The 26,260-nt window shown below is 71.2% G+C and carries 24 protein-coding genes and 1 pseudogene; 10 read left to right on the top strand and 15 right to left on the bottom strand.

The features are described 5' to 3' along the window. Nucleotides 1-305 precede the first annotated feature (305 nt). The 5 genes from CC117_RS22245 to CC117_RS38195 all read left to right on the top strand — a co-directional run bounded on the left by CC117_RS22245 (nucleotide 306) and on the right by CC117_RS38195 (nucleotide 6,510). Nucleotides 306-1,103, top strand: a complete 798-nt coding sequence (locus CC117_RS22245; protein WP_157905439.1) for an AfsA-related hotdog domain-containing protein — start codon at nucleotides 306-308, stop codon at nucleotides 1,101-1,103. 13 nt (nucleotides 1,104-1,116) lie between these two features. Continuing rightward, nucleotides 1,117-1,758, top strand: a complete 642-nt coding sequence (locus CC117_RS22240; RefSeq protein WP_071087250.1) for a methyltransferase family protein — start codon at nucleotides 1,117-1,119, stop codon at nucleotides 1,756-1,758. Nucleotides 1,759-1,880: 122 nt separating this feature from the next. Next, nucleotides 1,881-4,565, top strand: a complete 2,685-nt coding sequence (locus CC117_RS22235) for a PEP/pyruvate-binding domain-containing protein (protein ID WP_071087248.1) — start codon at nucleotides 1,881-1,883, stop codon at nucleotides 4,563-4,565. Further along, nucleotides 4,562-5,539, top strand: coding sequence for a UbiA prenyltransferase family protein (locus CC117_RS38200; protein ID WP_071087217.1), 978 nt, complete (start codon nucleotides 4,562-4,564; stop codon nucleotides 5,537-5,539). Before CC117_RS22235 ends, CC117_RS38200 begins: the two co-directional genes overlap by 4 nt. Before the next feature lie 20 nt (nucleotides 5,540-5,559). Further along, nucleotides 5,560-6,510 (top strand): NAD-dependent epimerase/dehydratase family protein, encoded by a 951-nt coding sequence (locus CC117_RS38195; protein ID WP_071087215.1) that lies wholly within the window; start codon nucleotides 5,560-5,562, stop codon nucleotides 6,508-6,510. Between the two features lie 12 nt (nucleotides 6,511-6,522). Here the strand turns inward: CC117_RS38195 and CC117_RS22220 are convergent, their stop codons facing one another. The 5 genes from CC117_RS22220 to CC117_RS22200 form a co-directional block, all read right to left on the bottom strand. Then, nucleotides 6,523-6,939 carry a hypothetical protein gene (locus CC117_RS22220; RefSeq protein ID WP_071087213.1) on the bottom strand — a complete coding sequence of 139 codons (417 nt, stop codon included), beginning with the start codon at nucleotides 6,937-6,939 and terminating at the stop codon, nucleotides 6,523-6,525. A gap of 171 nt (nucleotides 6,940-7,110) precedes the next feature. Then, nucleotides 7,111-8,337, bottom strand: a complete 1,227-nt coding sequence (locus CC117_RS22215) for a CaiB/BaiF CoA transferase family protein (RefSeq protein ID WP_071087211.1) — start codon at nucleotides 8,335-8,337, stop codon at nucleotides 7,111-7,113. 237 nt (nucleotides 8,338-8,574) lie between these two features. Then, nucleotides 8,575-9,366: an enoyl-CoA hydratase gene (locus CC117_RS22210; RefSeq protein ID WP_071087209.1), complete on the bottom strand. Its 792-nt coding sequence runs from the start codon at nucleotides 9,364-9,366 to the stop codon at nucleotides 8,575-8,577. Between the two features lie 9 nt (nucleotides 9,367-9,375). Beyond that, nucleotides 9,376-10,551 (bottom strand): acyl-CoA dehydrogenase family protein, encoded by a 1,176-nt coding sequence (locus CC117_RS22205; protein WP_071087207.1) that lies wholly within the window; start codon nucleotides 10,549-10,551, stop codon nucleotides 9,376-9,378. After that, nucleotides 10,535-11,533: an acyl-CoA dehydrogenase family protein gene (locus CC117_RS22200; RefSeq protein WP_071087205.1), complete on the bottom strand. Its 999-nt coding sequence runs from the start codon at nucleotides 11,531-11,533 to the stop codon at nucleotides 10,535-10,537. Before CC117_RS22200 ends, CC117_RS22205 begins: the two co-directional genes overlap by 17 nt. Before the next feature lie 314 nt (nucleotides 11,534-11,847). Here CC117_RS22200 and CC117_RS22195 point away from each other — a divergent pair, with 314 nt between their 5' ends. Continuing rightward, nucleotides 11,848-12,579: a TetR/AcrR family transcriptional regulator gene (locus CC117_RS22195; RefSeq protein ID WP_084132576.1), complete on the top strand. Its 732-nt coding sequence runs from the start codon at nucleotides 11,848-11,850 to the stop codon at nucleotides 12,577-12,579. On the opposite strand, the gene meaB is transcribed toward CC117_RS22195, so the two are convergent. After that, nucleotides 12,557-13,429: a methylmalonyl Co-A mutase-associated GTPase MeaB gene (gene meaB, locus CC117_RS22190; RefSeq protein ID WP_071087247.1), complete on the bottom strand. Its 873-nt coding sequence runs from the start codon at nucleotides 13,427-13,429 to the stop codon at nucleotides 12,557-12,559. The two genes, CC117_RS22195 and meaB, sit on opposite strands and share 23 nt — an antisense overlap. Nucleotides 13,430-13,632: 203 nt before the next feature. Here meaB and CC117_RS22185 point away from each other — a divergent pair, with 203 nt between their 5' ends. Next, complete coding sequence (locus tag CC117_RS22185; RefSeq protein WP_018637457.1) at nucleotides 13,633-14,397, top strand: SDR family NAD(P)-dependent oxidoreductase; 765 nt, start codon at nucleotides 13,633-13,635, stop codon at nucleotides 14,395-14,397. 62 nt (nucleotides 14,398-14,459) lie between these two features. On the opposite strand, the gene CC117_RS22180 is transcribed toward CC117_RS22185, so the two are convergent. Next, nucleotides 14,460-15,548 carry an acyl-CoA dehydrogenase family protein gene (locus tag CC117_RS22180; protein ID WP_071087202.1) on the bottom strand — a complete coding sequence of 363 codons (1,089 nt, stop codon included), beginning with the start codon at nucleotides 15,546-15,548 and terminating at the stop codon, nucleotides 14,460-14,462. After that, nucleotides 15,535-16,470: an acyl-CoA dehydrogenase family protein gene (locus CC117_RS22175; RefSeq protein WP_071087201.1), complete on the bottom strand. Its 936-nt coding sequence runs from the start codon at nucleotides 16,468-16,470 to the stop codon at nucleotides 15,535-15,537. Before CC117_RS22175 ends, CC117_RS22180 begins: the two co-directional genes overlap by 14 nt. Nucleotides 16,471-16,754: 284 nt before the next feature. Here CC117_RS22175 and CC117_RS22170 point away from each other — a divergent pair, with 284 nt between their 5' ends. Then, a complete protein-coding gene (locus tag CC117_RS22170; protein ID WP_071087199.1) occupies nucleotides 16,755-17,948 on the top strand; it encodes an RNA-guided endonuclease InsQ/TnpB family protein in 1,194 nt (397 codons plus the stop codon). 13 nt (nucleotides 17,949-17,961) lie between these two features. Here CC117_RS22170 and CC117_RS22165 read toward each other — a convergent pair whose 3' ends face one another. Then, complete coding sequence (locus CC117_RS22165) at nucleotides 17,962-19,362, bottom strand: class I adenylate-forming enzyme family protein (protein ID WP_071087197.1); 1,401 nt, start codon at nucleotides 19,360-19,362, stop codon at nucleotides 17,962-17,964. 145 nt (nucleotides 19,363-19,507) lie between these two features. Here CC117_RS22165 and CC117_RS22160 point away from each other — a divergent pair, with 145 nt between their 5' ends. Beyond that, the gene (locus tag CC117_RS22160; protein ID WP_071087195.1) at nucleotides 19,508-20,539 is read left to right on the top strand and encodes a ferredoxin--NADP reductase; all 1,032 of its coding nucleotides are present in this window, start codon (nucleotides 19,508-19,510) and stop codon (nucleotides 20,537-20,539) included. A gap of 207 nt (nucleotides 20,540-20,746) precedes the next feature. Further along, nucleotides 20,747-21,229 (top strand): AAA family ATPase, encoded by a 483-nt coding sequence (locus CC117_RS22155; protein ID WP_241830317.1) that lies wholly within the window; start codon nucleotides 20,747-20,749, stop codon nucleotides 21,227-21,229. Nucleotides 21,230-21,265: 36 nt separating this feature from the next. Here CC117_RS22155 and CC117_RS22150 read toward each other — a convergent pair whose 3' ends face one another. The 6 genes and pseudogenes from CC117_RS22150 to CC117_RS22125 all read right to left on the bottom strand — a co-directional run bounded on the left by CC117_RS22150 (nucleotide 21,266) and on the right by CC117_RS22125 (nucleotide 26,241). After that, nucleotides 21,266-21,601: a helix-turn-helix domain-containing protein gene (locus CC117_RS22150; protein WP_071087191.1), complete on the bottom strand. Its 336-nt coding sequence runs from the start codon at nucleotides 21,599-21,601 to the stop codon at nucleotides 21,266-21,268. Next, nucleotides 21,598-21,969 (bottom strand): annotated as a pseudogene (locus tag CC117_RS40630) (type II toxin-antitoxin system RelE/ParE family toxin). The gene CC117_RS22150 and the pseudogene CC117_RS40630 overlap by 4 nt, the downstream one beginning before the upstream one ends. Nucleotides 21,970-22,139: 170 nt before the next feature. After that, nucleotides 22,140-23,192, bottom strand: a complete 1,053-nt coding sequence (locus CC117_RS22140) for a CaiB/BaiF CoA transferase family protein (protein ID WP_071087188.1) — start codon at nucleotides 23,190-23,192, stop codon at nucleotides 22,140-22,142. After that, the gene (locus CC117_RS22135; RefSeq protein ID WP_071087187.1) at nucleotides 23,189-24,145 is read right to left on the bottom strand and encodes an LLM class F420-dependent oxidoreductase; all 957 of its coding nucleotides are present in this window, start codon (nucleotides 24,143-24,145) and stop codon (nucleotides 23,189-23,191) included. The genes CC117_RS22140 and CC117_RS22135 overlap by 4 nt, the downstream gene beginning before the upstream one ends. A gap of 117 nt (nucleotides 24,146-24,262) precedes the next feature. Further along, nucleotides 24,263-24,664 (bottom strand): cobalamin B12-binding domain-containing protein, encoded by a 402-nt coding sequence (locus CC117_RS22130; protein WP_018637466.1) that lies wholly within the window; start codon nucleotides 24,662-24,664, stop codon nucleotides 24,263-24,265. Next, complete coding sequence (locus tag CC117_RS22125; RefSeq protein ID WP_071087185.1) at nucleotides 24,664-26,241, bottom strand: methylmalonyl-CoA mutase family protein; 1,578 nt, start codon at nucleotides 26,239-26,241, stop codon at nucleotides 24,664-24,666. The genes CC117_RS22130 and CC117_RS22125 overlap by 1 nt, the downstream gene beginning before the upstream one ends. Between the last annotated feature and the right edge of the window lie 19 nt (nucleotides 26,242-26,260).

The raw sequence follows: 26,260 nt of genomic DNA, 5'->3' as shown, positions 1-26,260 counted from the left end.
TTGCGCGGCTCCCAGGTGAACGGCGACCATCAGAACACGCACGCTTGAACGAACAGAACTGCAACGCCGGGTCGCCTGTCGCCCGTTGTCTGTTACCCGTCGCCGGTCACCGGCGGCACGAGAACCGCCCTCGCCCTCTCGGTCGGTACGGTCTGCCGGCTCGTTTCGCGCGCAGACCCCTGGGCGGCTTTCGCTGATCCCGCATTCATTCGGATCAGCCCTGCACCAACAGACGGCCGAACGACCGGACGAGTTCCACCGGACCGCAGTCCCACGACTGTCGCGACATGAAAGATGGAGAACACATGCATGGACCGTCGCCCGCGGATTCACCCCACGAACTGGTAGTACTCGTAGGTGACCGTCTCACCCCTTCTGGTGACGACCGAGAGGGTCTCATTCGATACTCCGACTTCCTCGCGTCCGTCGAGCGGGGAAGGTACGACGCCTCGCCGCCCACGCGGCTGAAGATCGTGACGGGTCAGGGCATCGGCCGGTACGAGACAGACCACCTGCAGCGGGAACTGAAACGCCGGAACCTGGACTCGACGGTCGAGCGATCGCTGGGCAACGACACGGATCTTTCCCTCGCCGGCCGGCACGAAGTACACAAGGACAGCCAGCGCAATGTTCTGGTCTGCGACGTCCGGCAGGTCGGTGCGGGCCGTTACCAGGCCGGCCTTTACATCGACAACGACAACGAGCTGGTTCTCGACCACGCCACGGGCCGGCACATCCCCGGCATGGTGGTGATGGAGGCCACCCGGCAGATGGCCCGCGTCAGCGCCGAGCGGCAGCTCGACGGYCGGACGACCGGGGGCGGGTACCAGTGGGTCGTGCACAGCTGCAACACCGAGTTCCGGGGATTCCTCTTTCCGCTGCCCGTGCTGCTCGAATGCGAGATCAGCCAGGCCGGCAGGCACCGGCCGAACCAGTCGCGCTTCCAGGCGACGGTGTCCCTCTGTCAGGGCGGCCGGGCGACGGTGGTCAGCACCATGGAATTCGCCGCCTACCGGGAGAGGACGCTCGAGCGCGCGGAGCGTATGCAGGCGACGCGAGCCGTCCAGGAGACCGTGGCGAATCTGTCCGCGCGGCCGAGCTGACGACGTGGTGCTGATGCTCGCGCGAAGGTTTCCGCTGCTGCTCATGATTCTCGCGGCGCCGGCGCTGGTCTACGCGATCGTGCGGGAGCTGCTGCAGTGGGACGAGCCGGCGCACCGCCTGGCCGCGGCCCTCTATCTCATCCACCTGTGCTGGATTGTGCTGGAGAGCCGGATAACGGTGAGCAGTTCGCAGCAGGACGAGCGGCCGACGGACCGCGGGACACTCCAGTTCTACGGGACGGCCCGGGCCGTCACGGTCATCGGCGCCACATTCGGCGCGAACGACCGGCACGACCTGCACCTCTGGATGCTGGCGACCACGCTGCTGTTCCTCGGCGGCATAACCCTGCGGCTGGTGGCCATCCACAGCCTCGGGCGGTTCTACTCGCACAGCGTTCGAGCCCTCGGCGACCACGAGGTCGTGCAGGGCGGTGTGTACAGGTGGATACGCCATCCGGCGTACGCGGGCATGATCCTGGCGAACACCGGCTTCGTGCTCTTCTTCCTCAATCCGCTCAGCGTCGCCGCGCTGGTCGTCCTGCTCGTACCGTCGATCATCGTCCGCATCCTGATCGAGGAACGTCTCCTCTTCGCCATCGACGGCTACCCGGAGTACGCCTCGGGACGCCGTCGCCTGATTCCCCATGTGTGGTGACTGACATGCGCTCGATCCCGCGGGCAAAGGGGCCGGCCGGATCCGGACCAGCCAGATCCGGACCAGCCAGATCCGGACCAGCCAGATCCGGACCGGCCGGGTCGGGACCGGCCCGCTTCGTCCTGACCAGAGGGGAGCACCTGCTCCGGGAGGCGGACGTCGGGCCCAAGTTCGCCCGGCAGGCTCGGATGGCCCGTGCGGGTCTGCCCGTTCCCCCGTTCTTCTGCCTCTCGGCCGCCGCCTTCACCGCGGTGGTGGAGCCACTGCGCCAGGAGATCGAGGGCGCGGTGCGCCACCTCGACTTCACCGACCGGGCGCGGCTGTCCGAACAGGCGGAGGTGCTTCGCCAGGCGGTGCTCGGCGCACCGCTGCCCACGGGCCTGGCGGATGCCCTGCTGCGCACCTTCGAGGACAGCTTCGGGCGGGACGGCACCGTGGCGGTACGTGCCTCGATGGTGGGTCGCGCCGGCGCAGGCACGGAGGACTCCACCGACGACGCCTTCGCCGGCATCAGCGACAGCTTCCTCTACGTCCCGATGGGGCACCTCCTGGACCGGGTTCGGCAGTGCTGGGCGTCCGGGTTCAACGCCGACGCGATGCTCTACCGACACGCGCGCGGCGACAGCCCGACGGCGTTCGCGGTGAGCGTCGGGGTGCAGCGGATGGCCCTCGGTGAGCGCTCGTTCGTGCTCTTCACCTGCGATCCCCAGACCGGGCTGCGCAACCCCGTCCTCGCCGCGGGTCTCGGCATCGGCGAGGGCGTCGTGCAGGAACGCGTCGCGGTCGACCACTTCTTCGTCGACGGCGCCAGTGGCGAGATCCGGTCGGAGGTGGTGCGAAAGGAGCGGCGGATGGGCCTCGGCCCGGACGRCCCCGGTGCGGGCCCGGTGCCGTTGCCGGTACCGGAACGGGAGCGGGACCTCCCCGCGCTCAGCGACGCCCGGATCCGGGAGGTTCTCCGCCTCGGATCCCAGGTCGAGGAGCTGTTCGGACGTCCGCAGGACATCGAGGGCACCGTCACCGCGGACGGGATGGTGCATCTGCTCCAGGCCCGGCCGGTGGTGCTCGACTGGGATCACCAGCGGATCTGGAGCAACGCCAACATCACCGAGAGCTTCTCGGGGACCACCACCGCACTCACCTACTCGTTCGCCCAGTACTTCTACGAGGCGATCTTCCGTGACGTGTACCGGCGGATGGGTGTCCCGGCCGCCTCCCTCGACCGGCACGGTGACGACCTCGCGGGCATGATCGGCCTGTTCGACAACCGGGTCTACTACGCGCTGGACTCCTGGTACCGGCTGCATCGCCAGACCCCGCACTTCGCGCTGTGGCGGCGGCCGTGGGAACGCATGATGGGCCTGGAGACCTCCAGCCCGGACGCCCACCACGACCGGCTCGATCTGAGCGCGTCCCACCTGCCGGAGCTGGCCTCGTCGGCGGCCCGGGTCCTGGGGGCGGCCGTCCGGCACGCCCGGAGCATGGAGCGGTTCGAGACGTGGTGGGCCGACGCCCACACCCGCTACCGCGCCACGGCGCTCACGGACCCGCAGCCGCTGCAGCTGGTGCGACAGTTCCGCGCGCTGTGGCGGGAGGTCGGCGAGCAGTGGGGGGTGACGCTTCTCAACGACGTGATGCTCACCGTGACAGCCGGGGTGGCGGCGGGACGGTTCCAGAGCTGGTTGCCGGCGGCGGAGCAGGGCCTGCTCAGTGACCTCCTCTGCGGCGGCGAGGAGAACCGCAGCGTCACCATCCTGGTCTCCGCGGTCGCCTGCGCGGAGCGGGTGCGTGCCACCCCCGGCCTGGCCGAGGACCTGGAACACAAACCCGTCGACGAGGTGTGGGAGACCCTGGCGGCCGGCGGGTACGGCGAGGACGGCGAGGACGGCGGGGACCTGCACCGCCGGATCAGCCGGCACCTCGACCTCTACGGCGACCGGGGCCTGGAGGAGCTCAAGCTGGAACAGCCCAACCCCCGGACCCGCCCGGCCGAGTTCCTGCGCCAGCTCGCCGACTACGCGCGGGCGGGCATGACGGTGGACGAGCTGCGCGGCCGGGAACGCCGCACCCGGGCCGCGGCCGAACGGACGCTGGCCGGGCACCTGGCCGGGCGGCCCGTCCAGCTCCGGGCCCTGCGGTACCTGCTCGCGCGGCAGCGGCAGTACATCTACTTCCGCGAGAACTCCCGGTACTGCCGCAGTGAGCTGTTCGGCCTCGCGAAGGAGACCTTCGTCGCGCTGGGCCGGGCGCTGGCCGACCGGGGCGTGCTGGACACGACCGACGACGTTTTCCACCTCACGCAGGACGAGGTCTTCGGCTTCTTCGACGGGACCGGGGTCACTGGGGACCTGCGCGGGCTGGTCGCCGTGCGCCGGGCCGAGAGCGACCGCGAACAGGCCGAGCTGCCCATGCTGTTCGCGACGGTCGGCGCCGTCCGCGACATGCTGCCGTCGCCCGCCGAACGCGGACCGGACGGCCGCGAGCTGCGCGGCCTGGGCTCGAGCGGCGGCAAGGTCCGGGGGGTCGTCAAACTGGTCCTCGACCCCCACCAGGTGGGAGCCGCGGACGAGGGGAAGATCCTGGTCGCCCGGGAGACCGATCCCGGGTGGCTGTTCCTGATGCTGTCCGCCCGGGGAATCATCGTCGAGCGGGGCACGATGCTCTCGCACACGGCGATCACAGGCCGCAGGTTCGGCATCCCCACCATCGTGTCGCTGCCGCATGCCACCACCCGCATCCCTGACGGTGCGCTCGTCGAGATGGACGGCGCCGCCGGGACCGTGGTCGTCCTGGAGGAGGCGGGGTGAGCGGTCCGACCACCGACCTCGAACGCGACGACCTCGCAGGCGACGGCCGAGCGCACTCGGCCGGACGCCTCCTGGCGTTCGTCCACGAACGCTCTCCGCTGCGGGTGTACCTGACCTATGCGGTGCTGTGGGTGCTGGCGCTCTCCGGCGCGCTGCATCTCGCCACGCCCGAGGCACCGGCCTGGCGGCTCGACCTGTCGCTGGCGGCCGAGGTCGCCACCGTCTGGCTGATGCTGCTGTTCGGCCGGATCGTGGACGAGCAGAAGGACCTCGAGTACGACCGGGTGCACAATCCGGGACGGCCGCTGCCCCGCGGCGCCGTCAGCGTTCTGGAGCTGCGGATCGCCATGGCGGCGGTCGTGGTTCTGGTCCTCGCCCTCAACGCCTGGTCGCACCCGGCCGCGACGGTGGTCCTCGTCGTCGATCTGGGCTATATCTGCCTTCTGGTGCCGCTGGACCGCCTCTCGACCCGCGTACGCGACGGCCTCTTCCTGAACCTGTTGGTCAGCTATCCCGTCCAGCTCATGCTCAGCGTCCAGATCTGGCTCTTCTTCCTGGACGAGACCGGCGCGGGACCGCGCTGGTCGGCCCCCGCCCTGATCTCGATGTTCGCCTGCGTGTTCCTGCACTTCGAGTTCGCCCGGAAGACCAGCCGACGGCCCGCGCCGGGCGCGCATCTCTACTCCAATGTCGTGGGTGCCCGGGGCGCCGCCGCCCTGACCATCGGAACGGCCCTCGCGGCGGTGCTGATCGACCCGGTGGTCCTGCGGCCGTGGGAGGTCTCCGGACCGGCACTGCCGGCGGCCTGGCTGCCGCTCACCGCCCTCGGCTTCGTGTGGATGGGTGCGCGCCGTTTTCGGGCCGCCGGCGCGACGGTCTGGCCGGCGGCCCTGGGGATGGGGTTCCTGGCCTGGTTCTACCTGGGACTGACCGTCCAGAGCCTGGCCGTCGGGACGGTCGACATCTCCTGGTGACCACGAAGGGAGAAAGACGCGTGGAGAAGAAAATCCTGCTCACCGGCGCCGGTGGGTTCATCGGCGGCGCCGTGGCCCGCGAACTGGTCCGGCGAGGACGGGCCGGGCAGGTGCGGGCCGTCACCCACCGCCGGCCACCCGCCACCACGGGTGCGCACCTCACGTGCGTCCAGGCCGACCTGGCGGATCCGGACAGCCTGCGCGGGCTGTGCGACGGGATCGACACGGTGGTGCACGCGGCCGTCCTGATCGGTGGCGACGAGGAGGCCTGCGAGGCGGTGAACCACCGCGGCACAGCGGAACTGATGCGACAGGCACGCGAAGCGGGAGTGCGCCGCGTCCTGCATGTCAGCACCGCGGCCGTGCACGGTGACGGCCCTCATCTCCGGGTCACGGAGGACCAGCGGCCCGTGCCCGTCTCACCGACCAGCCGGACGCGGCTGGCGGCCGAGGGCGAGGTGCTCGCCGCCGGCGGGACAGTGTTTCGCCCCATGTACATCATGGGTGTCGGTGACGTCTGGTTCCTGCCCAGCCTCTGGCAGCTGACCCGGTATCTGGATGCGTGGATCGACGGTGGTGAGGCGCTGCTGTCCTGCACGACGGTGGACCGGCTCGCCGCGGTTCTGACCGATGTCGCCACCGGCGAGCGGGATCTCGAACCGGGCGTGGTGTACCACGCCGACCACCCTGAGCCGGCCCGGGTGCGGGACCTGATGATCGCGCTGGCCGAGAGCGTCGGGCAACCGCTTCCGCCAGCGGCCGCGCGGGTCAGCCGGGCCGAGGCCCTGGACCTGCTCCCCGCCGGCATCGGCGCGCAGGCGCTTCGCCTCTTCGGCGAGACCCGCTGGTTCGACACCACCCGCCTGTGGAGCGCGCTCGGTGCGAACCCGGGCCCGGGCCCGGCCCCGGCGAGGCTGGTCGCCTCCTACCGGGACTGGTACCTGCCCCAGTTGACCGGGGAGCCTGCATAGGCGGGCGGGGGCTCACGGCCCCTTCGGGGACGGCGAGCCCGCGGCGGCGAGCGCTCCGGCCTCGTCTCCGGCTGCCTCGCCCGAGGCCGCGGTCTCCCGCTGGCGACGCTCCCTGGCCGAGGCGGCGGGCGCGCGCCTGGTGGCTGCCCGCTTCGGGGGAGGAGGAGCCGACACGGCGTCGTTCTTCTCCACCTCCGTCCAGGCGGTGTCAATCTTCGCCGCGCGGGAGATGGGAGTGGCCTCGCCGTATCCGGCGTACTCACCGAGAACGGACGCCATCTCGTCGCAGCACTCGTCACACAGGTCCAGCCGCACGAATCGCCCGTCGTAGGCGAGCGCAGCCGTCCTCGTCGCCGCTACCTGGTCCTTGTCGTGACGCCCCGCATTGTCGCACCAGACATTAACAAGCGAAATAACCTCACGCACCACGACCGCCACCTTCTCCCACGCCCTACACTCCCAAATATTTCTTGAGATCAAGACTACTTGGATGATCGGAGCAGCGCAAACGAGGTCTCGACCGTGCGATTCCGCGGGTGATGTCGACCCGGCCACTCGGAAATGGCTGCGGAGGGACTTCCACCGCCAATGGACGCGCCGTCAAACCACCTTGTCGGCACGGAGGGCGACGATCTCGTCCGCCGAGTATCCGAGCTCGGCCAGGACGGCGTCGGTGTGCTCCCCGAGCGCGGGCACCGCGCCCATCGGCGGGGACCACTCGGCCGCGATCGGCGGTGGGAGCAGTGCGCGCACGGTGCCGGTGGGGGTGGCCACGTCCTGCCAGCGGTCCCGGGCGACGAGGTGCGGGTGGTCGAGGACCTCCTGGACACTGTTGAGGCGGGCGTTGCCGAGCCCCGCCTCGTCGAGGATCTCCTGCGCCCGCGCCAGGGTGAGGCTTTTCGACCAGGCCGAGATCACGGTGTCCAGCTGGGTGCGCTCGCGGACCCGGTCGGCGTTGCCGGCGTAGGCCGGGTCGTCGGCGAGGTCGGGGCGGCCGAGGACCTGCCGGGCCAGCCGCTGCCACTCGCCGTCGTTAGTGGTGCCGAGGACGACGGTCTGCCCGTCTGCCGTCGGGTACGCCCCGTAGGGTGCGACGGCGGGCGAGCCGACGCCGGCCGGCTCCTGCTCGACGCCGGTGCCCATGGTGAAGTTGAGCGGGTAGCCCATCCACTCGGTGACGACGTCGAAGAGGCTGACCGCGATCGCCGAGCCGCGCCCGGTCTCCCGCCGGGCGTAGAGGGCGGCGAGCACCGAGGTCAGGGCGTACATGCCGGTGGCGAGGTCGACGAGGGGGATGCCGGCCTTCGCCGGCCGCCCGGGCTCGCCGGTGATCGCGCAGGACCCGCCCTCGGACTGCACCAGCAGGTCGTAGGCGCGCTTGTGGGAGAGCGGGCCGCCTTCGCCGTAGCCGGAGATGTCGACCGCGACGAGCCGCGGGTGGCGGGCGGTGACCTGCTCGGCGGCCAGGCCACGCCGGCTCGCCGCGCCGGGCGCCAGGTTCTGGATGAGGACGTCGGCGCGGCTGAGCAGGCGTTCCAGCGCCTCGGCGCCGCGGGGGTCCGTCCAGTTGAGGGCGAGCGACTCCTTGCCGCGGTTGCACCAGACGAAGTGGGCGGCCATGCCGTTCAGAGCCTCGTCGTAGTGGCGGGCGAAGTCTCCGCCGCGGGGATTCTCGACCTTCACCACCCGGGCGCCCATGTCGGCCAGGTGGCGGGTGGCGATCGGAGCGGCGACGGCCTGCTCCAGCCCGACGACCAGCAGTCCCTCCATCGGGCGCCGGCCGCCTCCCGTCGCGCCGTGACGTTCCCGCTCGTCTGTTGCGGTCATGGCGGCCTCCTCGGGCTGAGCCAGCAGCGTCCGGATGACGCCTGGCGGGACGCACGGCTGCCGGCCGGGACGGAGGCCCTGCCCGGCAGCCCGTGCGATGGGACGCGTTGGGAAACCCTGGCGGCCAGCAACCCCCCTGCGGGGGACGGCCCGGGGCTGGAGCTGTGGACGCGGTCCCGGGCGACGCGGTCCCGGGCGGCACTGGCGCCGGGCGCCCGGGACCGCGGAAGCGGGCGGCTAGTCGGCCTTCTTGATCGCCGTCTTCATCTGGTCGAGGTTGACCAGCACCGGCCACCCGCCGACGCTCAGCGCGTTGCCGTGCCCGGTCTGGTGGATCTCGAACACGGACTGGATCGCCGCGTAGAAGCCCTGGACGTCCAGCGTCTGGTTGACCGCGCGCTTGGCCTGGCGCAGCCCGAAGCTCGGCATCGTCGCGATGTGCTCGGCGAGCGCACGGGCCTGTGTGTCCAGCTCGGCGCGGGGCACGACCCGGTTCACCATGCCGATCTGCTCGGCCTCGGTCGCGGTCACGGCCCGGCCGGTGAACAGGATCTCCTTGGCCTTGCGCGGGCCCAGTTCCCAGGTGTGGCCGTGGTACTCGACGCCGCCGATGCCCATGGCCACGACCGGGTCGGAGAACAGCGCGTCGTCCGCCGCGATGATGAGGTCACACGGCCACGCCAGCAGCAGCCCGCCGGCGATGCACCGGCCCTGCACCGCGGCGATGGACGGCTTCGGGACGTTGCGCCACCGCAGCGAGAACTCGAGGTAGCGGCGCGCCTCGATCCGGTAGATGTCCTCGAGGGTGATCTTCTCGGGGACGGGCTCGTTCGACTTCAGGTCGTGGCCCGCCGAGAAGTGCTTCCCCTCGGCACGCAGGATGATGACGGCGACGTCGTTGTCGGTGGCAGCACGCGTCCAGGCCTGGTCGAGCTCCTCGAGGAGCTCCGCGTTCTGGGCGTTCGCCGCTTCAGGGCGGTTGAGAGTAATCGTCGCGATCCGGTCGGCGACGTCGTAGTCGATGTACACACCAGCTCCTCAGCTCCGGGGCAGTCCGAGCACCCGCTCGGCGATGATCGTGCGCTGGATCTCCGAGGTGCCTCCCGCGATGGTCCCGGAGAAGGAGCGCAGGTAGCGCTCGAACCACCCGGACGAGAAGGCCTCGAGGCTCAGGTGAGCGTACGGCGCGGCCACCACCGGATGGACCAGTGCGTCCGCCCCGGCGGATTCCATCGCCTGCTCCGAGGCCTTCTGCACCGCCTCCGAGCCGAGCAGCTTCAGCACCGACAGCGCGGCGACGTCCTGCTCGCCGCGCGCGGCGCGGGCCAGCGCCGCCGAGCCGAGCAGGCGCAGGGCCTGCAGGTCCATGACGAGGCGGGCGTAGGCGTCGGCGCCGAGGACGTCGCTCGGGTGGAAGTCGCGGGCGAGGTCCTCGAGCCGTTCGGCGAAGCTCAGCCACAGCAGGGTCCGCTCGTGCCCGAGCGAACCGTTGGCGACGTGCCAGCCGTTGTTGAGCGCGCCGACGAGGTTCTCGGCGGGCACCCGGACGTCGTCGAAGAAGACCTCGTTGAAGTCGACGTCGTCACGGTCGACCACCGAGCCGAACGGCCGGCGGGTCACCCCGGGGGTGTCGGTCGGGATCAGCAGCACGCTGATCCCCTTGTGCTTCGGCGCGTCCGGGTCGGTCCGTACGAAGGTCAGCAGGACGTCGGCGTCGTGCGCGCCGGACGTCCAGATCTTCTGGCCGTTGACGACGAAGTGGTCCCCGTCGAGGACGGCGCGGGTGCGCAGCGAGGCGAGGTCGGACCCGGCGCCGGGCTCACTCATCCCGAGCGCCGCGGTGATCTCGGCGCGCAGGATCGGCACCGCCCAGCGCCGCTTCTGCTCCTCGGAGCCGAAGGAGAGCAGCGAGGCGGCGATGATGCCGAGGCCCTGCGGGTTGAAGCTGTGGTAGATCCGCCGCCGGCTGAGCTCCTCCAGGTGCACGTACTGCTCGACGATGGAGGCGCCCCGCCCGCCGAACTCGGGGGTGTTGCCGGGGAGCAGCCAACCGGCGTCGAACAGCAGCCRCTGCCAGCGCCGGGCCCAGTCGGGCACGTGGGCGCTGGAGTAGGCACGCTCGGTGGTCTCGGCCTCGGTGGGCAGGTTCGCGTCGAGGAAGGCCGCGAAYTCGGCGCGGAAGCTCTCGACGTCGGCGTCAAATGTGAGCTGCACGGTACTCCTCGGCGATCAGTGCCCGGTGTTCGGCGGCCCCGCCGAGCAGCAGCTCGCCCGCCACCGCCCGCTTGAGCGCGAACTGCAGGTCGTTCTCCCAGGTGAAGCCCATGCCGCCGAACAGCTGCAGACCGTTGCGGACGACGACGGACTGGCATTCACCGGCCGCCGCCTTCGCCATCGACGCGGCGCGGCGGCGCCGCGGGTCGTCTGCCGCGATCGTCAGCGCACCGAAGTAGGCCAGGGCGCGGGCCCGCTCGAGCGCGACGTGCATGTCGACGGCCTTGTGCTTGACGGCCTGGAAGGAGCCGATCGGCGCGCCGAACTGCTCGCGGGTGCGGATGTGGTCGAGCGTGAGGTCCAGGATGCGGCGGCAGGCGCCGACGATGGTGAGCGCGAGCCCGGTGAGGGCCAGGTCCCGCGCCGGGCGCGGGTCGACGGCCAGGCGCGCGTCGGCGGCGACCCGGACGCCGGGCAGCGTGACACTGGCGACGTGCAGGGTGGGGTCGAAGACCGGCAGCCTGGTCACGACGGCCTCGGAGCCGGGGATGGCGAAGACGCCGGCCTCGGTGACCACGGCCAGCCAGTCGGCGCGGTCGCCGTCCAGGACGTGACGCGCCGAGCCGTGCAGGACCCAGCCGTCGCGGTCACGGTGGGCGGTGACGCCGTCCAGCACGGCGGAGCCGGTCTGCCCGGGCTCGGCGACACCGGGCGCGAGCGGCGCGAACCAGGTGGTCGTCGCGAGGAAGGGGGTGGGGTCGACGGCACGGCCGAGCTCCTCGAGGAGGATGGCCAGCTCGACGGCCTCACCGGGCTCGACCAGCTCCGTCCAGCCGAGGCCGGTGTAGGTACGCCACAGCGGGGCGGGATCGGCACCGTCGTCGGCGACCGCGCGGACCAGCTCCGGCGGGCACTCCCGGGTCAGGACCTCCCGAGCCGTCTTCTGCCACAGCCGCTGGTCGGAGTCGAACTCAAAGAGCATGCCCGGCTCCTCGGAAGAACGTCACATCGGCTCCTCGCGGTAGATGCACCCCGTCGTGTACCGCACCTGGACGTGCGCCCACCCGCGGTGGGATCGGGCACGGCCCGGGACCGACGCCCCCCCGCCGACGTTCCCAACATCCCAGAGTCGGTTTGCAGGTTCCAGGTAAGGTCCGACCCGCCTGTAGCCGTTCGGGGCGAACTGGTGCGAGAATACCATTCTCGCCGACCGAAACCACGGTCTCGTAGCCAGTACGTGTGGCCTACCACCACGGTTGGCCGGATGTACCGGCAGCCGTGCAGTACGTTCTGAACATGGCCCAGAAGACGGAGCTGCCCGTGACCATGCCTAAGGAAGAGCCGGCCTGGAAGCAGCGCGCCGTCGAGCGCTCCACGCGGGCCGCCAAGCTCCGCGCCGAGCAGCGCGTCGTCCAGTTCCTGGACGCGGCCCAGGCGATCATCGCGGAGAAGGGCTCGCTCGACCTGACAGTACAGGAGGTCGTGGACCGGTCGCGCCAGTCGCTGCGTAGCTTCTACCAGCACTTCAGCGGCAAGCACGAGCTGTTGCTCGCATTGTTCGAGAACGCGCTCAGCGAGTCCGCCGAGGAGATCAGCGAGGCCGCCGCCGACGAGCCCGACCCACTGGTCCAGCTGCGCATCGCCGTCCGTCTCCTGTTCGAGCAGAGCCATTCCGATCAGGCCCGGCAGCGCCGGCCGCTGTTCACCGACTTCGCGCCGCAGCTGCTGATCTCGCATCCGGCCGAGGTGAAGGTGGCACACGCCCCGCTGCTCGCCGTGATCACCGAAATGATGACCCGGGCGGCGGCGAGCGGTCAGCTCCGTTCCGATCTCCGGCCGCGCCGCGCGGCGGCAATGGTGATGCAGACCGCGATGTTCCTTTCGCAGTCAAACGGTGTCGCCGCGGGTGAGCACGCTCATCCGATCACCGCCGACGAGGTCTGGGCATTCTGCCTGACCGGCTTCAACGGCTCCGCGAACAACACCGCTAACGGCTCCGCGACGTCTAACGGCTCCGCGACGTCCTGACCAGAAGCTCGGCCGCCGAGTAGGGGTCGCGCCGGCCGGCGGCCACCTCGTCGGCGAGGCCGGCCAGATCGGGGTGCTCGCGCAGGCGGGTCTGCGCCAGCGACAGGATCTGGGCGTGCGCCCGGGCCGTGCGCCTGGCCGGCGTGTCGGTGCGGTGGTGGGCGTCGATCGCCTCGGCCAGGGCGGCGATCCCCTCCCCCTTCGACGCGACCAGGGTCAGGACGGGGACGTCGATCTCCTGGTGCAGGTCGCGGACGGTCTGGTCGGCGCCCTCGCGGTCGGCCTTGTTCACGACGATGATGTCGGCGACCTCCAGCAGGCCCGCCTTGGCGGCCTGGACGGCGTCGCCGGCGCCGGGCGTCAGCACGACCAGCGTCGGGTCGGCGACCGCGGCGATCTCGATCTCGGACTGGCCGACCCCGACGGTCTCCAGCAGTACCAGGTCGTAGGACAGCGCGGCGAGGACCCGGACGGCGGCGGGCACCGCCGCGGACAGCCCGCCCAGGTGGCCGCGGGCCGCCAGCGAGCGGATCAGAACACCCGTGTCGGTGGTGTGCGCGGYCATCCGGATCCGGTCGCCGAGCAGCGCCCCGCCGCTGTAGGGCGACGACGGGTCGACGGCGAGCACCGCCACCCGCAGCCCGCGCTCCCGGTAGGCCCCGACCAGCGCGCCGATCGTGGTCGACTTCCCTGCGCCGGGCGGGCCGGTCACCCCCAGCACCCGGATCGGCGCCGGCTCCAGCACCGCGAGAAGCTCGTCGCGCCCGGAACCCTCGACCATGGTGAGCAACCGGCCGACCGCGCGCAGTGAACCTGCGCGCGCGGCGGCCACAGTCTCCAGAATGGTCATCGGGCTGCGCCGACCCGGCCGGGGCACGAACCCGCCGCGCGCGGCCGGACCGTCGGCCGCATCAACGGCCGCGTCGCGACACAGTCCCACGAGAACCGGGAACGACAACTGCCGTAAGGCACCGCTCTATTGATCGGGATCGCATTCATGAGAATGTTAGTGTTCCAGATCGAGAGCATGACTAGCAAGAGAGGGAAACGTTAATGCAGATCAGCGGAAACTCCGCCCTCGTCGTCGGTGGCACCGGCGGCCTCGGCGAGGCCACCGTCCGTCGTCTCCACGCCGCGGGCGCGAAGGTCGTCGTGGCCGACGTCGCGGACGAGAAGGGCAAGGCGCTGGAGGCCGAGCTGGGCATCCGCTACGTCCACGTGGACGCCACCTCCGAGGAGGACATCCTCGCCGCGATCGCCGAGGCGAAGACGCTGGGCCCGCTGCGGATCTCGGTCGACACCCACGGTGGCCCGGCCGGCGGTGGCCGCCTCGTCGGCAAGGACGGCTCGCCGCACAGCCTGGACACCTTCCAGACGACCGTCACGTACTACCTCACCGCGGTGTTCAACGTGACCCGGCTGGCGGCTGCCGCCATCGCCCAGGAGGAGCCCCTCGAGGACGGCACCCGGGGCGTCATCGTCAACACCGCGTCGATCGCCGGCTTCGAGGGCCAGATCGGTCAGATCGCGTACGCGGCCGCCAAGGGTGGCGTCATCTCGATGACGCTGGTCGCCGCGCGTGACCTGTCGCCGCTGGGCATCCGGGTCAACGCGATCGCTCCGGGCACCATCCTGACGCCTGCCTACGGCAAGGCCGGCGACAAGCTGGAGGCCTACTGGGGCCCGCAGATCCCCTTCCCGAAGCGCATGGGGCAGTCCCCCGAGTACGCGCTGCTCGCCGAGCAGCTCATCGTCAACGACTACCTCAACGGCGAGGTCATCCGCCTCGACGGCGCGCTGCGCTTCCCGCCGAAGTAGGTTTCGGCACCCCACGRCCCGGCCGGGGTCCCGGTGTCACACCGGGGCCCCGGCCGGCGCGGTCAGGCCTCGAGGCCGATGATCCGGGTCGCGATGATGTTCTTCTGGATCTGCGACGTCCCGCCCATGACGCTCTGGGACCGGCTGTACAGGTAGGTGCCCAGCAGCTCGGGGTCGCGGGTGCCCCCCGCGTCCAGCGAGGCGTGGCCCACCGACTGCTCGACCCAGGTCATCAGCAGCTTGTCGAGCGAGCCGTCCGGGCCGTGGCTGAGTCCGTCGAGCTGCTCGGACAGCCGGCGCCGCACGTGCAGGCGGAGCATCTCGGTCTGCACGGAGGCCCACCGCAGCGACTCGGACGGATCCCCGTCGAGGCGCGCGACCAGGTTGCGCACGGTCTTGCCGTACCGCGCGGTGAACCCCAGGGTGGAGGGCTCCCGCTCGTGGCTGACGACCGTCATGGCCAGCTTCCAGCCCTCGCCGGGCGCGCCGACCATCTGGTCGGCCGGCACGGTCGCCCCGTCGAACAGGACCTGGCCGAACTCCTTGGTCACGCCGCTGATCATCGGTAGCGGGCGCTGCTCGATGCCAGGCTGGTGCATGTTCACGATGAACCCGGAGATGCCCTTGTGTCGCGGGACGTCCGGGTTGGTGCGGGCGAGCACGAGGCACCAGTCGGCGTCGTCGGAGTAGCTCGTCCAGATCTTGTGGCCGTTCAGGACGTAGTGGTCACCCTCCAGGGTGGCCGTGGTGGTCAGCGAGGCCAGGTCGGAGCCGGCACCGGGCTCGCTGAACCCCTGGCACCAGCGCTCCGTCCCGTTGATCATTCCGGGCAGGAAGCGCTGCCGCAGCTCCTCGCTGCCGTGCCGGCCCAGGCCGATCACCAGGTAGCCGAGGCTCGGCCGGGCCGGGGCGCCGGCGCGGGCCAGCTCCTCGTCGACGATCACGTCGTAGACGGGGGGCAGCTCCTGCCCGCCGTAGGCCTTCGGCCAGGACGTCCCGAAGAACCCGCCGGCGTGTAGGGCCTGGTGCCACTCGGCTGCCTTGGCCCAGTACTCGTCCCCCGAGGTCGGGAACTTCTTCGCGTTCTCGCCCAGCCAGTCCTGCAGCCGCGTGCGGAAGGCGGCCTCCTCCGGCGAATCACGAAAGTCCAAGACTGATCTCCTCCAGAGAGACGGGCAGCAGCGCGCCGGACGTCAGCACGCGACGCAGGAAGACGTGGGCGAGGCACTCCCAGGTGTTGCCGATGCCGCCGTGCACCTGGATCGAGGTCTCGCAGATGGTGCGGGCCGCACGCTCGGTGTAGACCTTGGCGAACCGGCCGGCCCGCAGCGCCTCGGCCGGCTCCTGCTCGTCGACCGCCCAGGCGGCGTAGCGCAGGATGCTGACCGAGCCCTCGATCAGCGCCAGGCTCTCGGCGAGCAGGTGGGCAATCGCCTGGAACGAGCCGATGGTCTTGCCGTACTGGGAGCGGACCTTGGCGTAGTCGCAGGCCAGCGCGTACGTGCCACGGGCGGCGCCGAGGATGTCCGCGGTCGTGACGACCAGGGCCAGCGCCTCCCAGCGCTGCACCTCCTCCGCCGGGATCTCACCGACGGGCTCGAACGCCCCGGTGACCGCGGCGCTGGTCCGGGTGAGATCGATCCCGAACACCGGCTCGCCGACCCCGACGGTGCCGATGCCGACAGTCCCTGCGCCCGCGATGCCGGCGCTGGTCCCGAGCACACCGAGGGCCGTGCCCAGACCGCGGGCGTCCACCGCCTCCTCGCCGACGGCGAGAGCGGTCGGCTCCCCCTCCACGCCGAGCTTCGCCCGCAGGTCGTCGGCCAGCACCGGGCCGAGGAACGGGACGTCCACCAGGCCCCGCGCGAACTCCTCGACGACGAGGGCGACCTCGACGCCGGAGGCGCCGTCGGTGCGCAGCGACCGCCAGCCGGTGGCCGCGACCGCCTTCTCCAGGCGCTCGACCCGCTCGGTGTCGTCGAGGTCGAGGACGGATCCCGGGCCGAGGTCGTCGGCCAGCCGGGCAGCCGCGGTGCGCAGCTCGCGCTGCTCAGTGGTCAGACGTACGTCCATCAATGACCTCCGGAGGGGACTGTCGCCTTCAGGCGACGGGGGAATCCGTTACGGGCCGCGACCGGCACGCCGGTCGCGCACAGGGAGGCTGACATCCGTTCGCACACCCGTTCGGGTAGTGTGGTGGTTGTGATCGCAGGATCGCCCCGCGTGTCGCTTGATCTCCGTGTCTGTCCGGAGTCGAGGCCGCAGGCCGAGGAGTACGCCGCTGGGACCGGCGTCTCGATCAACGCTGCCGGCTGTGTGTTCCTCTCCGCCAGGCCGTGTGCCGAACGGTGCCGCCGGTGAGGCGGTCGTACAAGTTCCTGCTTCGTCCGACGGTCAGGCAGGCCACAGCCCTCACCACGATGCTCGACGATCATCGGGTGTTGTACAACGCGGGCCTGGAGGAACGCCGTGCCGCCTACCGGCATCCGTCGAAAACCACGGTCCGCTATGGCGACCAGTCTGCCCAGCTCAAAGAGATCCGCGCGGCCGACCCGGATCAGGCACGCTGGTCGTTCTCCTCTCAGCAGGCCACCCTGCGTCGTCTCGACAGGGCGTTCGCCGCGTTCTTCCGCCGGGTGAAAGCCGGCCAGACCCCGGGCTATCCCCGGTTCAGGGGTATGGGCTGGTTCCACACGGTGACCTGGCCGAAGGATGGTGACGGCTGCCGCTGGGACTCTCAACCCGACCATCCGACCCAGACCCGGGTCCGGCTTCAGGGCATCGGCCACGTCAGGGTCCACCAGCACCGGCTGGTGCGGGGCACCGTCAAAACGATCAGCGTCACGCGGGAGGGGCGCCGCTGGTACGTGGCCCTGTCCTGCGACGACGTACCCGCCCAGCCGCTGCCGGGCACCGGGGTAGCGGTGGGGGTGGATCTGGGGGTGGCGTCGCTGGTGGCCCTCTCCGACGGCCGGCACGCCGGCAACCCCCGCTACCTGGCCGCGGCGGCCGGCCGACTCACCCGCGCCCAGCGGCAGCTGGCGCGGAAGAAACGGGGCTCGGCACGGCGGCGGAAGGCGGTGGCCCGGGTCGCCGCGGTGCACGCCCGGGTGCGCCGACAGCGACTCGACTTCGCGCACAAGACGGCTCTCGGGCTGATCCGTGGGCACGATCTGATCGTGGTGGAGGCTCTGCGGGTGGGGAACATGACCCGCCGGGCCAGGCCCATCCCCGACCGGCCCGGGGTGTTCCTGCCCAACGGGCAGGCCGCCAAGTCCGGGCTGAACAGGAGCATTCTCGATGCGGGATGGGGGGTGTTCCTCGCCGTGCTGCACGCCAAGGCTGAAAGCGCCGGGCGGGTCGTCGTCGAGGTGAACCCCGCCCGCACTTCCCGCACCTGTGCGGTGTGTGGGTACTGCCATGCCGACAACCGCAGGACGCAGGCCGTGTTCGCCTGCACTGCGTGTGGGCATGCCGCGCACGCGGACGTGAACGCGGCCGTCAACATCCTCCGGGCCGGGCTGGCCCTTCAGGCCGCGCAGGCGGCCTGAGAAGCCGGCGGCTTCAGCCGTCGGAGTAGTCACAGCGCTCCTTGAGAACTCGCCGCAGTACCTTGCCCGAGGGCAGGCGGGGGATGTCGGCCACGAACACGACCTCGCGGGGCCGCTTGTAGGAGGCGAGCCGCTCGCCGACCCAGGAGACGAGCTCCGCCGCCTCGACCGGCCCGCTGGTCGTGACGGCGGCGACCAGGGCCTCGCCGTCGGCCGGGTCGGGAATGCCGAACACCGCGCAGTCGGTCACCGCGGGATGGGCGTGCAGCACGCCCTCGACCTCGGCGGGGGCGACCTGGAACCCGCGGACCTTGACCATCTCCCGGACCCGGTCGGTCAGCCGCAGCCAGCCGCCGTCGTCCAGGCTGCCGACGTCGCCGGTGCGGTACCAGCCGTCGTCGAACGCCTCGGCGGTGGCCTCGGCGGGCAGGTAGCCGGCCATCAGCGAGTCGGCGCGGGCCTGGATCTCGCCGGTCTCCCCGGGGCCGAGCACCGCCCCGCTCTCCAGCGAGACGACCCGCAGCCGCACGCCGGGCACCGCCTGCCCGACGCTGTCGAGCCGGGCGCCGTCGAGCGGGCTGCAGGTGATGACCGGCAGCTCACTGGCCCCGTAGGCGGGGACCCAGCCGACGCCGGTGCGCCGGGTGACCGTCTCGGCGACGCTCGCGGTGACCGGGGTGGCGCCCCACATGATGTACCGCAGGGACGACAGGTCGTACGACTCGAGTGCGGGGTGCGAGGCGAGCGCCAGCGCGATCGGCGCGACCGCCATCTCCACGGTGATCCGGTCGCGCTCGATCGCGCGCAGCATCAGCTCCAGGTCGAACCGGCGGTGCAGGCGCAGCCAGGCGCCGGTCTCCAGCGCGGTGACGATGTTGAGCAGGCCGAGGATGTGCGACGGCGGGGTGGTGATCTGGATCCGGTCGGCGGCGGTCAGGCCCAGCGCGGTGCGCCAGTGACCGACCGCGGCGGCGAAGGAGCGACCCGTGTGCCGGACGGCCTTCGGCAGGCCTGTGGTGCCCGAGCTGAAGACCAGCAGCGCGTCGGCGTCCGGGTCGGTGGCGGGGAACGGGCCGCCGGCGTCGGGGAAGGGCTCGTCCAGGTGCCACATCGGCAGCAGGGCGCCGAGCGCCTCCTGGTCGCCGATCGCCCGCTCGGCTCCGGTGATGGCCAGCGCGTGCTCGATCTCGACCTGTTTCCAGGACGGGCTGAGCAGTACGATGGCCGCTCCCAGCCGCCATACGGCCCGGACCGCGACAACGAACTCCGGCCGGTTCGAGGCCATGAGCGCCACCCGCTCACCGGCCCGCACCCCGTGCTTCGCCAGCGCCGTGGCCATCCCGTCCGTCAGCGCCTCGATCCGTGCCAGGCTGTACTCCCGTTCGTCGAAGACGAGCRCAGTCCGTTCACTCACTGGCGCTCCTCTCGAACGGTCACCGCGCGGGTCGGAAGGTCACCACGCGAAGCAGCTGCGCACGGGGGCGCCGCTGCGGCCCCACTCGCGTTCGGAAATTATATTCTCACCCAAGTAGAATCTTCATACCAGAAGGAGGCCGTTGATGCCGAGACCCCCTCTGTTCCAGAGGGCGACCGTCACCCGGGTCATCCGCGAGACCGCCGACACCCGCACCTTCGTCATCGCTCCCAGCAGCGGACCGTTCACCTACCGGGCCGGGCAGTTCGTCACCTTCCGGCTCCAGATCGACGGTGAGGAGCTGCTGCGCTCGTACTCGATGTCGAGCGCCCCGGAGACCGACACCGAGATGATGACGACCGTCAAGCGGGTGCCCGGCGGCCAGGTCTCCAACTGGCTGATCGACAACGTCTCCCCCGGCGACGAGGTCGAGATCACCGAGCCGCACGGCGTCTTCTGCCTGCGGGACACCGACGTCCCGCTGCTGGGCTTCTGCGGCGGCAGTGGCATCACCCCCGTGCTGTCGCTGGCGAAGAGCGCGCTGGCCGGTACGAAGCGCAGTGTCCGGCTGCTGTGCGCCGACCGCGACCAGCCGTCGATGATCTTCGAGACCGCCCTGGCCGACCTGGTCGCCCAGTACCCGGACCGGCTCACCGTCGTGCGCCACCTCGACACCGACAGCGGGTACGTCGACGCCGCCGGCGTCGCCGCGTTCGTCGGTGAGGACACCGACGCCGACGTCTACGTCTGCGGGCCCGAGCCCTTCATGGACCTCGTCGAGAACTCCTTCCCCGGGCCGGGGAAGGTCTTCACCGAGCGTTTCGGCGCGGCCGCGGTCACCGCGCCCGCCACCGAGGCCGCGGTCGAGGCCGGTGACCCGGCGGCCACCGCCACGGCGGAGCTGGAGGGCACGGTCACGATCCACCTGCGCCGCAAGAAGATCACGGTACCGCGCCGCCCCGGTGAGACCCTGCTGGAGAGCGCCCGGCGCGGTGGGCTGGCGCCGCCGTTCTCCTGCGAGTCCGGCACCTGCGCGACCTGCATCGCCAAGCTCGAGGAGGGCAGCGCCACCATGCGCGTCAACGAGGCCCTGACCGAGGAGGAGGTCGAGGAGGGCTACGTCCTCACCTGCCAGGGCGTGCCGGACTCGGCGTCCGTGGTCGTCCGCTACGAGTAGTGACCCGACCGCCGCCGACCGGGCCGTCCGAGGCCCGGTCCGGCAGCGGGCAACCACGGCACTGCTCGCCGGCCGTCGCCCGTGCCCGCGTCAGCCACCGGCCCGACCAGGCCTCAGGCAGGCGCGCAGAGTTGTAGCCTCGTCACGGTGGATGGCGCGGATCTTCTCCCGGACCTTGTCGGGACAGAGCGCGGCCTGGTGGTGATGATGTGCGGCCTGTCCGRCTCGGGCAAGAGCACCTGTGCACGGGCCCTTGAGCGTCGCGGTTATGYCCGGCTCTCGATCGACGAGCTGGTGTGGGAATGGATCGGCCGGGATGCGRCTGAGCTCGACCCCGCGGAGTACGAGCATCTCAGGTCGACCGCGGAGCGGCAGCTGTGGGGCGATCTGATCCGCCTGATGAAGGCGAAGGTTCCCGTGGTCATCGACTACAGCTTCTGGAACCGGAGCACCCGCGACCGCTACAAGGCCGTGATCGAGAGCCACGGATGTCGATGGCTGCTTGTCTTCCTGCCGGCCGAGCTGGAGACACTGYGGCGTCGGCTGGCGATCCGCAACCGGCGTGACGACGCCAACAGCGTCACCGTCTCCGACGACCTCCTGGAACGCTACTTCGCCCACTTCCAGCAACCCGTGGGCGAGGGGGAACGCGTCATCTTCCAGTCCAGCGCCCCCGCAGACCGAAGATGATCTGATCAAGGTGATGCCGGGCGCAACTCGTGATCATCACGCGGCGGGCGTGTCAGCACCGCGCAGGATATAGAGGTCGTCACCGAAGACGGCGGTGATCTGGATCTGTCCGCCGAGAGCCTGGACGTAGCGGGCGATGACGTCGACGGTGGAGACCTCGCCGCGTTCGATCTGGGAGACCCGGCTCTTGCTGACACCCATGCGCTCGGCGACGTCGGCCTGGGTCAGGCTGAGAAGTCTGCGGCGTTCGGCGAGCCGGTGGCCGTCGATGTAGGCCTGATTACGCCGGTGAGCCTCGGACAGGGCCTGATCGCCGCCGGCGTCGGCGACCAGGCCGGCGCGGACGTCGTTCCACCGGGGAAACCTGGTCATGAGCTGCCCTCCTCGGCTTCCCGTTCTTTCACGTACTCGACGTACAGGGTCTCCGCCTGTGGGATCGCCGTGCGGTACCACCCGGACCAGTTGCCCGACTTGTCGCCGCCGACCAGCAGAATCGCGGAGCGCCAGGGGTCGAAGACGAAGAGGATGCGGATCTCCGAGGAGCCCGCGGAACCGGGCCTGAGCTCCTTGAGGTTGTGGATCTCCGAACCGGCCAGACGGTCGACCAGCGGTCACCCCAGGCTTGGCCCAGCATCGGCCAGCCGGTCAATCGCGTCGACGACGAGGGCCTTCGACCTCGGATCGAGCCCGCCGGCCCAGGTCAGAAACTCGTCGGTGACGCGGACCTCCCACTCGTCCACGACTGGAGTTTAGCAAATCCTCGACATCCTGACGTCCGGCCGCGCATCGCAACCAGACCACTTGCGCACGTAGCGTGGCCGCGTGACGCATGCACCTTCTGCAAGTTCTGCGACGGCTTCTCCTGCCCGGTCCCGGAAACCAGGTCGGCCGCCCGTATGTCCTCTACGTCCTACGCCGTGCCCGTGAAGTCGCCGTGTTCGCCGAGGCGTGGCGGGGGGCCGTACTCCGGCTCGTAACCGGCGACGCGGATCGGGCTGGCGACCAGCCGGAAGTCGCCGGCCTGCACGACCATGTCCGGAGTGCGTTCGAGCGCCTCGGGCAGCGAGCGCACCTTGGCCGCCGGGACACCGAGGCGCTTCAGGCGCCTCTCCCAGTTCTCGGCCGTGTCGGCGGCGAGGGCCTTGGTGACGACGTCGAGCACCTCCTCGCGCCGGGAGGCTCGCTCGGCCATCGTCGCGAAACCCGTCACGCCGGCCTCGGTGGAGAACTTCTTCCAGAAGCCGTCGTGGGTGACGAACAGCGCCAGGTGGCCGTCGGCGGTGGGGAACAGCTGCGCGGGCACGTAGTAGGAGTGCGCGCCGTTCGGCAGCCGGCGCGGTTCGACGCCGTCGTTGAGGTAGGCCGACGCCCGGTAGTTGAGCTGGGAGAGCATCACGTCGCGCAGCGAGACGTCCAGCTGCCCGCCGCGGCCGGAGACGATCTGGGCGAGCAGGGCGAGCGCGGCCGTCATGCCGGTCGAGTTGTCCGCCGCGGAGTAGCCGGGCAGGGTCGGCGGGCCGTCGGGGTCACCGGTCAGCGCGGCGACACCGGTGGCGGCCTGGATGACGTAGTCGAACGCCGGGTCGTCGCCGGCGTTCAGCCCGAAGCCGGTCAGCGCCACGCAGACGATCTTCTCGTTGTACCGGCGCAGCGCCTCGTAGGTGAGGCCGAAGGCGTGGATCGCCGACGGCTTGAGGTTGACCACCAGCGCGTGCGCGTCGGCGGCCAGCTCACCGAGGCGGGCCCGGCCCTCCTCGGTGGTCAGGTCGAGGCGGATGCTGCGCTTGCCGCGGTTGAGGCTGGCGAAGTAGGCGTCGCTGACCTGCCGGGAGAGGTCACCGCCCGGCGGCTCCAGCTTCGTGACCTCCGCCCCGAGGTCGGCGAGCAGCATCGTCGCGTACGGGCCCGCGAGGATGTGGCCGACCTCCAGGATGCGGATGCCGGCGAGCGGTCCCGCGCTCAACGCACTTCCGCCGCGAGGGCGGCGATCACTTCCCGTGTCCGGCGCTTGGAGGCGACGAGCTCGTCGCGGTTCTCCCCGATCGGCAGCAGGCGCACGGACAGGTCGGTGACGCCCGCGTCGGCGAAGCTGCGGAACCGGGCCAGGATGGCCTCCTCGTCGCCGACGGCGGCGATGTCCCCGACGTTCGTCGCGTCGCCCTGGTCGAGCAGGCGCTGGTAGTTCGGGGAGACCTCGGCCTCGCCGAGGATGCGGTTGGCCCGCTCGCGGGCCCGGTCGACGTCCTGCGGCGCGCACAGGCAGACCGGGATGCCGGCGACGATCCGCGGCGCGGGACGACCCGCATCGGCCGCCGCCTTGGTGATGCGGGGCACGACGTGATCGGCGACGGCCCGCTCGTCGGCGAGCCACAGCACGGTGCCGTCGCCCTGCTCGCCGGCGATGCGCAGCATGACCGGGCCGAGCGCGGCGAGGAACACCGGCAGCGGGGCGACCGGGCCGATCTCCATCGGGTTGTGGACGGTGAAGGTGTCGTTCTCGACGTCCACCGGCCCCGGCCCGCTCAGGGCGGCCTTGAGGACCTGCAGGTAGTCCCGGGTGAACGCGGCCGGCTTGTCGTAGGGCAGGCCGAGCATGTCCCGCACGATCCAGTGGTGCGACGGGCCGACGCCGAGCGCGAGCCGCCCCCCGGTGGCCGCCTGGGCGGACAGCGTCTGGCGCGCCAGCGCCACCGGGTGCTGCGGCTGCAGCGRCACGACCGCGGTGCCGAGCTCGATCCGCTCGGTGCGCGCACCCATCAGCGCCACCGCGATCAGGGCGTCGAAGTCGGACGGGACCTGGGGGATCCAGGCCGTGTCCATTCCCGCGCCCTCGGCCCACAGGACGTCGTCGATCATCCGCCCGACCTTGCGCGCGGAGTCACCCCGCTCCGGTCCGATCATCACGCCGACCCGCACTGGACCCTCCCGATCTGGTTGTTCGATGGCACCTGCCCCCGGCCGCCAGGCGGCCGGGGTTCGCGTGAGGCGATCCCGTCAGGGGTTCCCGTCACGGGTTCGCGTCACGGGTCCGTGTCAGGGCGACGTGGACGCCGCGGTCAGTTCCCGGACGCGGCTGACGACCTCGTCCAGCGGGGTGCCGGTGGGGAAGACGGCGGCGGCGCCGGCCTCCAGCAGGCGCGGGACGTCCGCCGGCGGGATGGTCCCGCCGACCACGACGGCGATGTCGCCGGCGTCGGCGGCCCGCAGTGCCTCGACGGTGCGGGTCGTCAGCGCGATGTGCGCTCCGGAGAGGATGCTCAGGCCGACCAGCGCGACGTCCTCCTGCAGCGCGATCGTGACGATGTCCTCGATCCGCTGGCGGATGCCGGTGAAGACGACCTCGAAGCCGGCGTCCCGCAGCGTCCGCGCGATGATCTTCGCGCCACGGTCGTGCCCGTCCAGGCCGGGCTTGGCGACCAGTACCCGGGCCGGCATCAGAACACCACCGGCTGCTGGAACTCGCCCCAGACCGCCTTGAGGGTGGCGACCATCTCGCCGACCGTGCAGTAGGCGTTGGCGCAGTCGATCAGGTTGTGCATCAGGTTCCCGGTCCCCTCCGCGGCACGGGCCAGCGCGTCGAGGCTGGCCTGCACGGCCGCGCCGTCACGCTCGTCCTTCACCTTGGCCAGCCGCTTGAGCTGCCGCTCGCGGCCTTCCGCATCGAGCTCGTAGGTGGCCAGGTCGGGTGCCGGCTCGTCGGCGACGAACCGGTTCACGCCGACGACCGGCACCGTTCCGCTCTCGATGTCCTTGTGCAGCTGGTAGGCCTCGTCGGCGATGAGGCCCTGCAGGTAGCCGTCCTCGATGGCGCGCACCATGCCGCCGTGCTGCTCGAGGTCGTCCATGATCTCGATGATCCGGGCCTCGGTGGCGTCGGTGAGCGCCTCGACGAAGTACGAGCCGCCGAGCGGGTCGACGGTGCGGGTCACGCCGGTCTCCAGCGCCAGGATCTGCTGGGTGCGCAGCGCCAGCGTCGCCGACTCCTCGCTGGGCAGCGCGAACGGCTCGTCCCAGGCGGCGGTGAACATCGACTGGACGCCGCCGAGCACCGAGGCCATCGCCTCGTAGGCGACCCGCACGATGTTGTTCTGCGCCTGCGGCGCGTACAGCGACGCCCCGCCGGCCACGCAGCCGAACCGGAACATCGACGCCTTGTCGGCGGTCGCGCCGTAGCGCTCGCGGACGATCGTCGCCCAGCGCCGCCGGCCGGCCCGGTACTTGGCGATCTCCTCGAAGAAGTCACCGTGGGTGTAGAAGAAGAAGGAGACCTGCGGGGCGAACTGCTCGATCGTGAGGCGGCCCCGCTCGATCACGGTGTCGCAGTAGGTCACGCCGTCGGCGAGGGTGAACGCCATCTCCTGCACCGCGTTGGCGCCCGCGTCGCGGAAGTGCGCGCCGGCGACCGAGATGGCGTTGAAGCGCGGCACCTCGGCGGCGCAGAACTCGATCGTGTCGGCGATCAGGCGCAGCGACGGCTCCGGCGGCCAGATCCACGTCCCGCGGGAGGCGTACTCCTTGAGGATGTCGTTCTGGATCGTGCCGGTCAGCTTCGCCCGGGGCACCCCCGCCTTCTCCGCGGCGGCCACGTAGAACGCCAGCAGGATCGCGGCGGTGCCGTTGATGGTGAAGCTGGTGCTGATCTTGTCCAGTGGGATGCCGTCGAAGAGCACCTCGGCGTCGGCGAGGGTGTCGACGGCGACGCCGACCCGGCCGACCTCCTCGGTGACCTCCGGGTCGTCGGAGTCGTACCCGCACTGGGTCGGCAGGTCGAGCGCGACGGACAGACCGGTGCCGCCCTGGTCGAGCAGGTAGCGGTAGCGGCTGTTGGACTCCTCGGCGGTGCCGAACCCGGAGTACTGGCGGAAGGTCCAGGTGCGCCCCCGGTACCCGGACGCGTAGTTGCCGCGGGTGAACGGGAACCTGCCTGGCTCCGGCGGTTCGGCCCCGCGGTCGGCGGGCCCGTACAGCGCGCTGACCGGCAGGCCGGAGTTGGTCTGGAAAGAATCGCTCATCGTCGTGTCGTTACCTTCT

Source organism: Parafrankia colletiae (genome assembly GCF_001854655.1).
Lineage (GTDB): Bacteria > Actinomycetota > Actinomycetes > Frankiales > Frankiaceae > Parafrankia > Parafrankia colletiae.
The sequence above is the reverse complement of the archived record's forward strand: the minus strand, read 5'-3'. Positions and strand labels throughout refer to the sequence as shown.